We start from the raw sequence: 13551 nt of genomic DNA on the forward strand, positions 1-13551 counted from the left end.
CGTATGCCGGTGTCTCGCGATTGAGCCATCGCAGGCATGCTTCACCGTGTGTGACGATCGCGCCGAGCGGCTGGGCTGCTGGCGCAAGAAGACGCGTCCCAGGTCTCGCTTCGCCGCATAGCGGCCGAGGCTGGCTATTCGCCAGCGTCCATTTACCAGTACTTCGATGACCAACGGGCGCTGTTCGTTGCGGTTCGCGAAGACGATCTCATGGCTGCGGCGGAATACTTCGAGGAGGTGGCGTCGTGTGTGACCGATCCGATCGAGCGTGTGCGCGAGGTGTCGTTGCGCTCGGTTGACTATTGGCTCAGTCGTCCCGAGCAGTTCGACTTCCTGTTTGCGATGGCCGGGAAAAAAACCGATATTGCAGACGATGACGAAATGCGCTTCGGCGAGTCGCCCGTCGTCATGCGAGCGCTCAATGTTTATTATCATGCCGTTGACGCGTTATTCGACGCGCTGCCGGAGCCGCCGTTACCCAATCGGCTTGCCGGGGACACCCTCATCGCAGCAATCTACGGTGTGGTGCTCGTGCCTCGCACGACTCCGACGAAGCGTTGGTCCGACACCTGCATGATGGTCGAACTGACGGTCGACGCGATCATCGACAACTGGGTCTCTGGCAGGGGGCGAGACGGCCATATCAGACGCAGTCTCTCGATGAAGCGCAAGCCGCGGTAGGCGCTATCGCCGTGCCGGACTGCCTGTCTGCGGCAGGCTCACGCCACCTGCAAATCACTCGTGTTGTAGAGAACCAGTTGAACGTTTTTGCTGGATTCAGCAAAACTGCCTTTCAGATGTTCAACCCACGTTCTCACCTTTGCGTCGAGAAACATCTTCGACGCAAAGAGTGCGTAGATGTCAACGTGTTCAAACTGGCAGGCAGGCAGTATGTGCACGAGGCGTCCATCGCGGAACGCATCAACGGCTGCATGCAGCGGCAGTAAGCCCACTCCCATCCCAAGTTCGAGGGCATTGGCAAGCGAAGATTGCGAACTGATGCACAGCCCGGGTTGAACGGAAACCGTTTCGCAGCCGTTTGCCCCTTGCGACGTCAATTCGACGTTGTCCGACCAGGAGGGGGCGAGACAAACGAGACTATGGTTCGAAAGGTCAGCGAGCCTGTTGATCATCGGATGCACGTCGAGATAGTTTGGAGACGCGCACATCACGCTGTAGGAGCTGCCAAGACGCGTTCCGATAAGCGAAGAGTCGCGCAGCACCTCGGTCGCCACGACGGCCATGTCGAATTCACCGGCGAGAAGGTTGACCGGAGAGTCCGATAGCGTCAGCCCAACCTGCACGGACGGATGCCGCTCCCGATAGGATCTCACTGCGGGAACCAAATAGTGTTGCGCAAGCGATTGGGAGGCGTGAACCCTAAGGCAGCCTGTGGGACTGATGTGAATCGATTTGGCTTCAGCTTCTGCCTCGTCCAGGGCTTCGAGAATCGAGTGGCAACGCGCCAGATAGCGCTTGCCCGCGGGCGTCAAGGCAATCCGCCGCGTCGTGCGATGCAGGAGTCGCGTGGCAAGATGCTGCTCGAGGTCGAAAATGAGCCGCGAGACTGAACCCGTACTCATGTTCAGCTCCCGAGCCGCCAACGTATAGCTTGCGCCGTCGGCCACACGCTCAAAAATCCGCATGCTCTTCAACAAATCCATAATCGTCTCTCCGCTCCGGACTTCAGTCCGAACCTCGATGAAAACCCTTTCGAAGGTTCGAGCCATCCATGTCGATTCGTACCGGATAAAAGGTAACGTAGAGGCGCTCTGGTTACAAATGTGGGATCGGTTGTGGAGATCACGTGATAGGCCAGGTGAATCATACGTTCGTATAACCGTGCGGAATGAAGGTTCGCTGCTATGCAGCGATTTCCCGCCAAGCGAAGCGAGACACCTTGCTATGGCGCGTGCAGACCGGATTTTCGACCATGAATGGCATGCTCAGACCATCCAGACCGTGGGGGCAGGGATATTCTCACGATACCCCGACCGTTGCATTCGCCAATACGGGGCGCGGCTGCGCCGGTAACGTGGAATCGGTTTGCCTGTGAGTGGAGGTGCCGAGCGTAGCGGTTCGCAAGTCAGGGGATGAGCGATCAAGTTCGGCAAGCAAACGGCGTGATTGTCCCGAGGCCGCGCCGGGTCTGCGTTGGGCCGTATCACAGTTGCTGCCGGTGCGGGAGAGCGAGATGCGTGCTGAGCCGGTTTCGGCCGTTACGAACATGAACCCTGCCGACGGTCTGGTCTCGATGGTATACGTGATCGACGACGACGAGGCGATGCGCATCGCGCTCGTTGACCTGTTGCATTCAATCGGGCTACGCGCCCAGGCGTTCCCGTCCTGCCGCGAATTTTCGGCATTCCATAAGGAAGACGTACCGAGTTGCCTGATTCTGGACGTCAGGTTGCACGGCGAGACTGGGCTCGCATTCCAGGATGAACTCGTGAAGAGCGGTATTCGGATGCCAATCATCTTCATGACCGGGTATGGCGACGTCGCCATGTCGGTGAAGGCGATGAAAGCCGGTGCAGTAGACTTTCTCCCTAAGCCTTTCCGCGACCAGGACATGCTGGATGCGGTCACCGATGCGTTGACATGCGATAGCGAGCGGCTCGCGGCCCACCGGGCGCTCGCCGCGCTACGCGCTTGCTACGATTCCTTGAAGCCTCGGGAGCAGCAGGTGATGCTGTTCGTCGTGGACGGCTTGATGAACAAGGAAATCGCCAGCGAGCTGAAGCTCAGCGAAATCACCGTCAAGATTCATCGCGCTCAGGTTATGAGAAAAATGGCCGCGCGCTCGGTGGCGGATCTCGTCAGAATGACTGCAGCGCTCGGGATAGAGACGCCAAAAGGCAAGCCGGCATGGATTGCTTGGGACGCGCAGGATAACTATTGATCTCCATCGCTTTCATCGGCATGTCGGGCGGCTGTGTCGCTCGAAACGGTGCCGCTGCGCATACGCAATTGCTGCGGTGTAACACCCATCCTTCTGCGCACTACGCGGGTAAAGTGCGACGCATCCGCAAACCCAGCGCGGCGCCCTATTTCACCCACCGTTATCCGCGCGAATATCTTCGATTCGAGCATCCGCAGCGCACAGTTCATCCTCGCATCGAGCAGCTGATCGGCGAAGGTCTGCTGGCATCCCGCTAATGCTCGATGTAGTGTGCGCACCGAGATGCCGAGCGAGTCGGCGACAGCTTCGGCGGTCAGGCCATGCTCGTGGCAGCGCTGGGCGAGGCAGTCGCTCACGCGATCCCGCAACGATCGCTCGGCAGGCTTGCTGTGCGGCTCCTGGCCGCTCATCTCATGGGCGATGAGCGCCAGCAGGGCGCCCACGTGGTCGGCGAGCACGCTGCGCGGAATGGGCGCGTTCGCAACCGCCTCAGGCAACAGTTGGACCAGGTAGGCGGCAAGGGCGGCACCCCAGGTGGAATTGCCCGGAATGCGCCTTCCGACAAGAAAACCAACGTCGGGAACCCAGCGCCTGAGCCACTCGACGGGAATGCCGATATTAAGAAATTCGTACCGGCGCATCAGATCGATGCCGCAAATGAGGTCCGAATCGACGAGTACGAGGTCACCAGGCGCGAGGCACAGATCATTGCGATGCGAGACGTGATAGGTGTGGTTGAGGCTCATCATCAGGTGATACTGGCGCTGGCCGCTGCGCGCCAGTTCGCTGCGCCCCCGTCCGCAGGTGTGCGGGGTGCCGGACTGCAGCACTACTGTCAGCGGCCCGCAGGCCGCCACAGTCATGTTCGCTTCGAACTCGCGTGGATTGCTGGCCCGGACATACACGGGAATCATGGCCGAAGTCAGCACATCCGCCCAGACATCGAGACGGTGCGGGGCAGGCAGGTCGCGGGTCGACCGCCGCGCGACCTCTGCAATTCCAATGCCACTCATGAGCGAACCCCCGGGGTTGGGTGGGAATGGGAAAAGGGCTGCCACGCCGCTGCAGGAAGTATAGGTGCTGGCCCAGACGAGGTTGTGCACAAGGCCGCGCCGTTGTAGCGAAATCCTTAATAAAGACTCGCAACGGCAGACTAGGGCTGGCGTAAAGCATGATTCAACCACCGCTCCAGTTCGTCGGGATCCATTGGCTTTTCGAGCAAGGCAAACGCTCCCGTTGCCAGAACTTCTGCACGCAGAGAGGCAGTTGCAGCCGCGGTAACGAAAACGGCAGGAGGCGCGATTCCCAGCTCGAGGAGGCGGCTGTACATTGCCAGCCCGGACATGCCCGGCATTTTGATATCCGAAATGAGGAATGCCGTGTTGTGAACGTCCTCTGAATCCAGGAATCGCTCCGCGGAATCGAATGCCCGCACGATCCACCCGTATGCTTGCACGAGGCGCGCAGTCGCCGAGCGGAAAGGCTCGTTGTCATCGACGATGGAAACAACCTGGGGCGCACGCATGCAGCGATCCCTCGATTAGCTTTGCTCAGTGAACGCTACGCCATCGTGCATCGGTACCAGGCTGCGAGCCAGCCGATGAAGATTGTTCGTTGGTGTAATCGGCTTACACCAAAGTATGACTCGCCTGGCACTCATTTATGGGCAGCGCTGGTACATACCATCGCGACTTCGCCCGCTGAATTGCAGTCCGTTCGATTCTCCCACCGTCGAGTTGATCACGGTACGGGAAAATCGGGCGGATTAGTGCGTAGATAGTGCGTGACCGGCAATCCCGGTGGTGGTGAAATCGTCCGTGAGTTGAACAGTTCGTGCGGAATCCACAGACTCATGGAACAGACATTTGCACACCAATCGTTCGAAACGATTGTCTATGAACAGCGGAACGCATCCGCGCCCATCATGCTGAATCGCCCAGAGGTCCTCAATGCGTTGAACCAGAAGGCCATCCGAGAATTGAAAGCGGCATTCGAATACGCGCGGGACGATGCGCGCATTGGCGGGGTCATCGTGACCGGCGCAGGCGATCGTGCATTCATTGCGGGAGCGGACATCGGCGAACTGGCCGCCGCAACGCCTGTCGAGGCAGTGCATGCAGCACGCGCCGGACAGGCTTTGCTCGATCTCGTCGAAAACCTGGGCAAGCCCGTCATCGCGGCAGTCAATGGTCTCGCGCTCGGCGGCGGATGTGAAACGGCGTTGGCGTGCACGATCCGCCTGGCAACCCCTAACGCGAGATTCGGGCAGCCCGAGATCAAGCTCGGTCTCATTCCCGGCTTCGGCGGAACGCAGCGCCTTCCACGCGTGGTTGGCAAGAGCGTTGCCCTGCAACTCATCCTCACGGGCGAAATGATTCCAGCGGAAGACGCACTGCGCATTGGGCTCGTGAGCGAAATTGTCGAGCCATCGAAATTGATCGACCGCGCGCAAGAAATGCTCGCGAAGATCAACGCCAATGCGCCGTTTTCAGTGCGCCATGCGATTGCCGCGGTCAATCGCGGTCTCGATGGCTCACTCTCCGAGGGGCTTGCGCTCGAAGCGGCCTTGTTTGGGGTATGTGCCTCCACCGATGACAAGACGGAAGGCACGAAAGCCTTCCTGGAAAAGCGGCCTCCGAAGTTCACAGGTCGATAAATCGCGGCTCTCGCCACTCCCTTCACGACCGTTTGCGCCGGGCGCGCAAGCGATGGGAAGCGGGCAGAACAAAATCATGGAGGTGACTCGATGAACGTCGGCAATCACATCTTCTCCGGGTTGAAGGTGCTCGACCTTGCGAGCTATATTGCGGGCCCTGCCGCGACGACGATCCTTGCGGACTTCGGCGCCGACGTGATCAAGGTCGAGCCGCCGGGCACCGGAGATGTCTACCGCTACTTTTCGGCGATGCCGCCGAACCCGACGAGTGACGTCAACTATGCGTGGCAACTGACGAACCGCAACAAGCGCGGCATCGCGATCGATCTGAAGAAGCCCGACGCCAAAGAAGTGCTGCATCGCCTCGTGCGCTGGGCCGACGTGGTCGTCGTGAACTTTCCTCCGCGTGTCAAGACATCGCTCGGCTGCACCTACGAAGACTTCGCGCCGCTCAACGACAAGCTCATCTACGCCGACGTCACGGGATATGGCTCCGAAGGCCCGGAGGCCGACACGCCGGGATTCGATGTGACCGCATACTGGGCGCGCTCCGGCCTGATGGAAGTCACGCATGACGCCGGCAGTCCGCCGACGCTACCGATCCCGGGAATTGGCGACCACGCGACGGCCACGACGCTCTATGCGGCGATCGTGACCGCGCTCTACGTGCGTGCTACGACCGGCAAGGGCAGCCATGTCTCGACCTCGCTGATCGCCAACGGTATCTGGGCCGCGGGCGCGTGGGTCGAAGGCGGCCTGAACGGCGGCCACTTCTTCGCACAGCACGATCGCAAGTCGCCGCCCAATGCGCTGCTCAATCCGTACCAGACCGCCGACAAGCGCTGGATTCTGCTCGTTGCGGCGCAGCGCAAGGACTGGCCGGGCTTCTGCAAGGCGATCGGCAAGCCCGACCTGCTGGAGGACCCGCGCTTCGTCGACGAAAACCGCATCGCCAACTCCGCACAACTGGTCGAGATTCTCGACCCGATGTTCGCGAGCCGGCCGCTCGCGTACTGGAAGCAGGTGCTCGATGCCGGCCGCGTGATCTTCGGTGTCGTTCAGGTCGCGCGAGAGATCATCGACGACCCGCAACTACCGGCCAACGGGATCGTCGTGCCGCTCGCGCAGCCCGGCGGGAAGGAAGCCCGCACCGTCAGCAGCCCGTTTCAGGTGTTCGGCTCGCCGAAAGTGAAGCCCACGGCGGCCCCGCAACTCGGCGAACACGGTGCGCTAATCCTGCAGGAACTGGGGTTCGGCGAAGCCGATATCGCGCGGCTGAACGATGCGGGCGCGGTCGCACGATTCAAGCGCGCGTCGTGAGCGGGGCCGTCGCGCCTTCCACCCCGCACGGCAACTATGGAGCGTTCCATGACTGAAGACGAAGTGCGCGCATCGGCCTACGCGATGCCCTTGACGAGCCCCGCCTATCCCAAAGTGCCGTACCGGTTCGTCGATCGCGAATTCGTGATCATCACCTATCGCACCGATCCAGAGGCGCTTGCGCGAGTGGTCCCGGCTCCGCTCAGGCCGGTCGAGCCGATCGTCAAGTACGAGTTCATCAACATGCCCGATTCGAGCGGGCTGGGCTCGTACACCGAATCCGGCCAGGTGATACCCGTCACGCTCGACGGCGTCGCCGGCGGCTTTACGCATGCGATGTATCTCGACAGCGAGGCCGGCATCGCCTCCGGTCGCGAACTGCTGGGCTTCCCCAAAGTGCTCGCGCAACCGAAGCTGGAGGTGCGCAACGACGCGCTCGTTGGCACGCTCGACTATAACGGGGTGCGCGTTGCCACGGCCACGATGGCCTACAAGTACAAGGCGCTCGATCTCGCCTCGGTCAGGAAGACTCTCGAGGCGCCAGGCTATCTGCTTAAGATCCTGCCGCACGTGGACTGCACGGCCCGGGTGTGCGAGATCGTCAGGTATTACATCGAGGATCTGACTGTAAAGGGCGCGTGGACAGGCCCTGCCTCACTGGAACTGCATCCGCACTGCTTCGCGCCCGTCGCCAAGCTGCCGGTGCTCGAGGTTCTGTCGGCCGTGCATCTGCTGACCGACCTGTCACTCGGCAACGCCGAAGTGGTCTACGACTATTTGTCCCATACGCGGTCCTGACCATCACCAACGAGACACACCATGCCAGAAACAAAGCTTCCTCACGCGCTGCCAGCGCCCGATAGCGACTTCTACATGATCCACCAGGTCTTGAGCGACGATGAGCAGGCGCTCCTCAAGAAGGTGCGGAGCTTCATGGAAGGGACCGTGGCGCCCGTCATCAACCAGTACTGGGCCGACGACAAGTTCCCGTTCGAGCTGATCCCCGGCATTCAGGATCTGAATATCGTCGGCATTGGTTTCGAGGGCTATGGCTGCCCCGGCGGCAGCGTTCTGCTCGACGGCTTCATGGCCATGGAAATTGCGCGTGTCGACGCCTCGATCGCCACGTTCTACGGTGTGCACAGCGGCCTCGCCATGGGTTCCATTTACCTCGGCGGGTCGGAAGAGCAGAAGCAGAAGTGGCTGCCGCCCATGGCCCGTCTCGAGAAGGTGGGCTGCTTTGGCCTGACCGAGCCGCTGGTCGGCTCGGGCGCCGGCGGCGGGCTTCTCACGACCGCGAAGCGCGAAGGCGATACCTGGGTGCTCAACGGCCAGAAGCGCTGGATCGGCAATTCGCCATGGTGCGATCTTTCCATCATCTGGGCACGTGACGTCGACGACAACCAGGTGAAAGGATTCATCGTGGAAAACAAGACGACGCCGGGGTTCTCGGTTTCGAAGATCGAGCGCAAGGTCGCGCTGCGGGTTGTGCAAAACGGCGTCATCACGCTCGATAACTGCAGCGTGCCGGAAGAGAACCGCCTGCAGGGCGACTCGACCTTCCGCGACACGGCACGCGTGCTGCGCCTGACCCGCCAGTATGTGGCGTGGGAGTCGGTGGGTTGCAGCATGGGCGCATATGAACACGCGCTCAAGTATGCTCAGACGCGCGAACAGTTCGGCAAGCCGATCGCATCGTTTCAGATGGTCCAGGACCTGCTCGCGAAGATGCTCGGCAACATCACGGCCTCGCAGTGCATGGTCGTGCGTCTCGCGCAACTGCAGGACCAGGGCAAGCTAAGGGACGAGCATGCCTCGCTCGCCAAGGCATTCTGCACGGTACGCATGCGCGAGACGGTCGGCTGGGCTCGCGAAGTTCTGGGCGGCAATGGCATCGTGCTCGACTATAACGTCGCGCGCTTCATGGCCGACTCGGAAGCCCTCTATTCCTATGAAGGCACGCGCGAGATGAATTCGCTGATCGTCGGCAAGGCGGTTAGCGGGTTCAGTGCGTTCGTTTAACGCCACGGAGTGCTTACCATGAGCAAGACAATCGAGCGCGTGACGATCATCGGGACCGGGGTCATCGGAGCGAGCTGGGCGGCGCTGTTTCTCGCCAAAGGTCTGGACGTCGTCGCGACCGACATCGCCCCCGATGCAAAGCAGAAACTCGACGAATTCATCGCAGCCGCGTGGCCCGCGCTGGAGGAACTGGGGCTCACGCCCGGCGCGTCGCCTTCGAAGCTTCAATTCACGGCGAACTTCGAGGAAGCCATAGCCGGGAGCGATCTGGTTCAGGAGAACGGGCCGGAGCGTATCGACTTCAAGAAGGACCTCTACCGGCGGCTCGATGAAGCGTTGGCGCCGGAGGCGATCATCGCTTCGAGTTCGTCGGGCCTGACGATGAGCGAGATTCAATCCGCCTGCCCGAACCATCCCGAACGCTGCGTAATCGGTCATCCATTCAACCCGCCGCATCTGATACCGCTGGTCGAGATCGTGGGTGGCGCGAAGACCTCCGAAGAGACCATTGATCGCGTCAGCGCATTCTATCGCGGCCTCGGAAAGCGGACCATCCGCTTGCACAAGGAGGTTCCGGGCCACGTCGCCAATCGCCTGCAGGCGGCCCTCTTTCGCGAAGTGGTGTATCTGATTGCGGAGGGTGTCGTGAGCGTCGGCGATGCCGACGTGGCCGTTTCGTGGGGCCCGGGCCTGCGTTGGGGGATCATGGGGCCGAGTCTTCTCTACCATCTCGGCGGCGGGCAGGGCGGTATCGAACACTTCTTCGAGCAGTTCACCGGCCCGTTGACAGCCTGGTGGCACGTGCTCGGAACACCGGAACTCACGGCGGACGTGCGGGAGACCATCATCAAGGGCGTACACGAAGAAGTCCAGTCGCGCTCGTTGCACGAGCTTGCAACGTATCGCGATGAGGTTCTGATGGGATTGCTTCGGTTGCGCAACAGGGAGTGACGCCTTTCACCGAAGGCGCGGATCTGTGAGGTGTGGAGATGAAAAGCCTGCAGCGTCTCATCGTAATTGCGCTTGTCTTCGTGGTGGCCGCTTGTGCCGGTTTGCCGCCACAGACGAACCAGCCACAGACTTTTGCGCTGCAACACACGGAAAGCACCCGGCTCGGCACGCTCTTCGTTCCGGACGAGCAGAAGCATCAGGGCGACACGGCGTTTCACCTGCTGCAAGACCCGACCGATGCGATAGTGGCCCGCATTATGCTCGCCGGAAACGCCGACCGTTCGCTCGATCTGCAGTACTACATCTGGCACGACGATCTGGTTGGCCGTGAACTGGCGGCGGCGTTGCTCAAGGCCGCAGACCGGGGCGTACGCGTTCGTGTCCTGCTCGACGACCTGGGCACGAACGCGGACGACCAGGTGCTGCTCACGCTCAACTCGCACCCGAACCTGCAGATACGGCTATTCAATCCGGTCGCGAGCCGCAACTTCAAGTCGGTTGCGACTGCACTCGAATTCTCGCGTGTCGACCGGCGCATGCACAACAAGGCGATGATTGCGGACAACGAAGCCGCCATTCTTGGCGGGCGCAATATTGGCGACGAATACTTCGGGGCCTCGAGTGTGGTGGCCTTCGGGGATCTGGATGTACTGGTGCACGGTGCGGTTGTCCACCAGGTGTCTAACGCTTTCGATCAGTTCTGGAATTCCGAATCGAGTTATTCCATCGAGCAACTGATGGGACACGCGGCGGATCCGTCCGCGTTGGCCGCCTACCGCGCGAAACTGGACGACTACATCAATTCGGTGCACGACTCCGCTTACGTCGTGCAAGCGAGAGCGCGGATGGCCGCTGTGCTCGACCCCGGCAGCACCGACTTTGCGTGGGGGCAAGCCACGCTTCTGTACGACGACCCGGCCAAGGTCACGCGCGATCCGAACGATCCGAATGGCCACCTCATGACGAAGTTCGCGGCCCTGAACCTCAAACCCACGCAGGAGATGCTGATCATTTCGCCATACTTCGTGCCGGGCAAAGAGGGGGTGGCATGGATCAGCGATCTGACTGCTCGCGGCGTGCGCGTCACGGTGCTGACCAATTCGCTCGCTGCAACCGACGTCGTTGCGGTCAATGCCGGCTACGAGCACTATCGCGAAGATCTCCTCAAGGCCGGCGTACGCCTGTATGAGCTGAAACCCGTTGGCTCGGTGCACGTGAAGTCGCAACGAAAGATCTTTGGCTCATCAAGGGCGTCGTTGCATGCGAAAACCTATGTGTTCGACCGGCAAAGCGTTTTCATCGGGTCGATGAATCTCGATCCGCGCTCGAGTCGCCTCAACACGGAGATCGGCGTACTCTGCAATAGCTCGGCAATTGCCGGCCAGGTGGTCGACGACGTCGAACCGCATCTGGACGAGGTCGCGTGGCGAGTGGAACTGCGCACCGACGCGAACGGCTCGAAACGGATCGTCTGGATCGACACCACCGAAAACGGCACGGTAACGGAACTGGACTCGGAGCCGGATGTCACTTTGGGACGGCGTACGAGCATATGGTTCATGGGTCTGCTGCCGATCGAATCGGAGCTATGAGTGCTGGCGCGCTGTTTGCCGCCGGGCGTGAGAGGCATGTAACCGTACGAAGGTAGCCATGTGGATCTTCCGTGTCGATGAGCCGCGTCTTGGGCGTATCCGCATTCGGGAGTGGCGCCGCCGTGCGCGCCACACCGTGGGCCTGCTCCTGCTGTTGCTAGGCGGCGCGGCTACGGGTCTGGTCATGCTCGACAGTTCCAGTAATCCGTTTCCCAACAAGCTGTTCAACGCCATTTGGGATGGGGTCAATCTCGTCACGACAGTCGGCGACTTTGCCGAGTTCAACGAGAATCAGAAGATCTTCATGCTGCTGGCCATGCTCGCAACGCTGGTAATAGGCGGATTCGCGGTGTCGAAGCTAACCGGCATGCTGTCCGGCGACGACGTCATGGCGTATCGGGAGAATAGAACCATGGAACACAAACTCGAACAGCTCGCCAATCACGTTGTCGTGGTTGGATATCATTCCCTCGGGACGCTGGTTGCCGATCGTTTGCGCGATGCGGGGCACACCGTGCTGGTCCTCGTAGGTGATCAAGCGCAGGCCGAACGCGCGGCGGACCATGACCATCTGGTCGTGCTCGGCTCGCCCGATGCATTTGACGAAGTGCTCAAGAGCGCGCGGCTCGATAGCGCCAAGGCGCTCGTCGTCACGACACCCGACAGCAACAACAACCTGGCCATCACGTTGCTCGCGCATACGCTCAATCCCGCGCTGCCGATCGCCGTGCCGGGTGAAAATCCCCTGAGAAAAGGGCTGTTCGAGAACGCGGGCGCGTCCAATGTGATCATCCTCGATGTGATCATCGCGGATGCGCTGGTCGGCAAGCTCACAAACCGAGTGGAGGCGACAACATGAAATCTGCTGCTTCGATGGAACCGCGGCTGCATCGCATGCCCTTCTTGCAGGGCCTCTTGCCCATCAACGCCACACAGTTGCCGCACGATATCGTCGCTGGGATCACGCTGGCGGCACTTGGCATTCCCGAGGTGATGGGGTACACGAAGATTGCCGGCACGCCCACGGTCACCGGCCTCTACACGACCCTGCTGCCGCTGGTCGCATTCGCCTTCTTGGGCGCGTCGCGTCAACTGGTGGTCGCCGCGGACTCCGCCACCGCCGCCATCCTTGCCGGCATGTTGACCGCCGTCGCCGCGCTGGGCAGCAAGGAATATATCGCGCTGACCAGCACCGTTGCGCTGGCGGTCGGGGTGATGCTCGTGATCGCGCGCGTCTTCCGGCTGGGTTTTCTCGCAGACTTTCTTTCCCGAAGCGCGCTGATCGGTTTCCTGACCGGCGTCGGCGTGCAGGTGGCGGCAGGCGAGTTCGCCGGACTGCTCGGGCTCGCGAAACAGGGGCATGGCCCGATCATGCAAATCGTGTCTGTGTTTCAGCGCGTCGGCGGTATCAATGTGCCGACTGCTGCGCTGGCGATCGCCGTGCTCGTGGTGATCGTAGGCTGCAAGCGGTTTGTGCCGCGTGCGCCTGGTGCGCTGATCGCCGTGATCGGCTCCATCGTGGCGAGCGCGGTGTTCAATTTTGCCTCGCGTGGCATCGCGGTCACGGGCGACGTGCCGGGCGGATTGCCTTCATTGTTCCTGCCGCCGGTGCATATGAATGAAATCAACCAGGTGCTCGCCACCGCGGCATCGTGCTTCATCGTCATCATTGCGCAGAGCGCCGCGACCGCGCGCGCATATGCCAACCGCTACAACGAGAAGGGCGACGACAACGCCGACATCATCGGTCTCGCCGCCGCAAACGCCGCGGCCGCGTTCACCGGCACTTTCGTTGTGAACGGTAGCCCGACCAAAACCGAGATGGTGGACGAAGCGGGCGGCCGCACGCAGATCGCCCATCTCACGACCGCTGCAATCGTGCTGCTCGTGCTGCTGTTCCTCACGAAGCCGCTCAGCTTTCTGCCTGGCGCCGTGCTGTCGGCCATCGTCTTCATGATCGGCGTGAAGCTGATCGACATTAAGAGGCCAGTTCAAAAAGCCGACTGCGCTCGTTTGAATATATTCCAGCACACGAGCGAGCAAGCGAATTTGAGGAATGCTTCGTGAATGTCGCTACGGCGATCGAAGCGAATGCGAAGCCGACGGAA

Annotated in this window: 12 protein-coding genes and 3 pseudogenes; 11 read left to right on the forward strand and 4 right to left on the reverse strand. The window is 61.2% G+C overall.

What is annotated here, in order from left to right:
- Positions 1-78 precede the first annotated feature (78 nt).
- A pseudogene (locus AB4Y40_RS15205) lies at positions 79-183 on the forward strand (TetR family transcriptional regulator); the annotation flags it as partial.
- 27 nt (positions 184-210) lie between these two features.
- Positions 211-681, forward strand: a complete 471-nt coding sequence (locus AB4Y40_RS15210; protein WP_368688394.1) for a hypothetical protein — start codon at positions 211-213, stop codon at positions 679-681.
- Positions 682-719: 38 nt separating this feature from the next.
- Here the strand turns inward: AB4Y40_RS15210 and AB4Y40_RS15215 are convergent, their stop codons facing one another.
- Positions 720-1664 carry a LysR family transcriptional regulator gene (locus AB4Y40_RS15215; protein ID WP_368688395.1) on the reverse strand — a complete coding sequence of 315 codons (945 nt, stop codon included), beginning with the start codon at positions 1662-1664 and terminating at the stop codon, positions 720-722.
- Positions 1665-2194: 530 nt separating this feature from the next.
- On the opposite strand from AB4Y40_RS15215, the gene AB4Y40_RS15220 reads away from it, so the two are divergent.
- Positions 2195-2902 (forward strand): response regulator transcription factor, encoded by a 708-nt coding sequence (locus tag AB4Y40_RS15220; RefSeq protein WP_368688396.1) that lies wholly within the window; start codon positions 2195-2197, stop codon positions 2900-2902.
- Here the strand turns inward: AB4Y40_RS15220 and AB4Y40_RS15225 are convergent.
- Both AB4Y40_RS15225 and AB4Y40_RS15230 read right to left on the reverse strand, forming a co-directional pair.
- Complete coding sequence (locus AB4Y40_RS15225) at positions 2896-3915, reverse strand: AraC family transcriptional regulator (protein WP_368688397.1); 1020 nt, start codon at positions 3913-3915, stop codon at positions 2896-2898. The genes AB4Y40_RS15220 and AB4Y40_RS15225 overlap by 7 nt on opposite strands.
- Before the next feature lie 140 nt (positions 3916-4055).
- A complete protein-coding gene (locus tag AB4Y40_RS15230; RefSeq protein ID WP_368688398.1) occupies positions 4056-4427 on the reverse strand; it encodes a response regulator in 372 nt (123 codons plus the stop codon).
- Between the two features lie 327 nt (positions 4428-4754).
- Here AB4Y40_RS15230 and AB4Y40_RS15235 point away from each other — a divergent pair, with 327 nt between their 5' ends.
- The 8 genes and pseudogenes from AB4Y40_RS15235 to AB4Y40_RS15270 form a co-directional block, all read left to right on the forward strand.
- Positions 4755-5558 carry an enoyl-CoA hydratase-related protein gene (locus tag AB4Y40_RS15235; protein ID WP_368688399.1) on the forward strand — a complete coding sequence of 268 codons (804 nt, stop codon included), beginning with the start codon at positions 4755-4757 and terminating at the stop codon, positions 5556-5558.
- Positions 5559-5648: 90 nt separating this feature from the next.
- A complete protein-coding gene (locus AB4Y40_RS15240; protein WP_368688400.1) occupies positions 5649-6878 on the forward strand; it encodes a CaiB/BaiF CoA transferase family protein in 1230 nt (409 codons plus the stop codon).
- A gap of 48 nt (positions 6879-6926) precedes the next feature.
- A complete protein-coding gene (locus AB4Y40_RS15245) occupies positions 6927-7676 on the forward strand; it encodes an acetoacetate decarboxylase (RefSeq protein WP_368688401.1) in 750 nt (249 codons plus the stop codon).
- A gap of 21 nt (positions 7677-7697) precedes the next feature.
- On the forward strand, positions 7698-8900 hold the full coding sequence (locus AB4Y40_RS15250; protein ID WP_368688402.1) for an acyl-CoA dehydrogenase family protein: 1203 nt from the start codon (positions 7698-7700) through the stop codon (positions 8898-8900).
- Between the two features lie 18 nt (positions 8901-8918).
- Complete coding sequence (locus tag AB4Y40_RS15255; RefSeq protein WP_368688403.1) at positions 8919-9851, forward strand: 3-hydroxyacyl-CoA dehydrogenase NAD-binding domain-containing protein; 933 nt, start codon at positions 8919-8921, stop codon at positions 9849-9851.
- Positions 9852-9889: 38 nt separating this feature from the next.
- Complete coding sequence (locus AB4Y40_RS15260; RefSeq protein WP_368688404.1) at positions 9890-11443, forward strand: phospholipase D family protein; 1554 nt, start codon at positions 9890-9892, stop codon at positions 11441-11443.
- A gap of 184 nt (positions 11444-11627) precedes the next feature.
- Complete coding sequence (locus AB4Y40_RS15265; RefSeq protein WP_368688405.1) at positions 11628-12302, forward strand: TrkA family potassium uptake protein; 675 nt, start codon at positions 11628-11630, stop codon at positions 12300-12302.
- Between the two features lie 134 nt (positions 12303-12436).
- Positions 12437-13378, forward strand: a pseudogene (locus AB4Y40_RS15270) (SulP family inorganic anion transporter); the annotation flags it as partial.
- 56 nt (positions 13379-13434) lie between these two features.
- On the opposite strand, the pseudogene AB4Y40_RS15275 reads toward AB4Y40_RS15270, so the two are convergent.
- Positions 13435-13551 (reverse strand): annotated as a pseudogene (locus AB4Y40_RS15275) (IS5/IS1182 family transposase); the annotation flags it as partial.

The sequence above is a fragment of the Paraburkholderia sp. EG287B genome (genome assembly GCF_040965595.1).
Classification (GTDB): Bacteria; Pseudomonadota; Gammaproteobacteria; order Burkholderiales; family Burkholderiaceae; genus Paraburkholderia.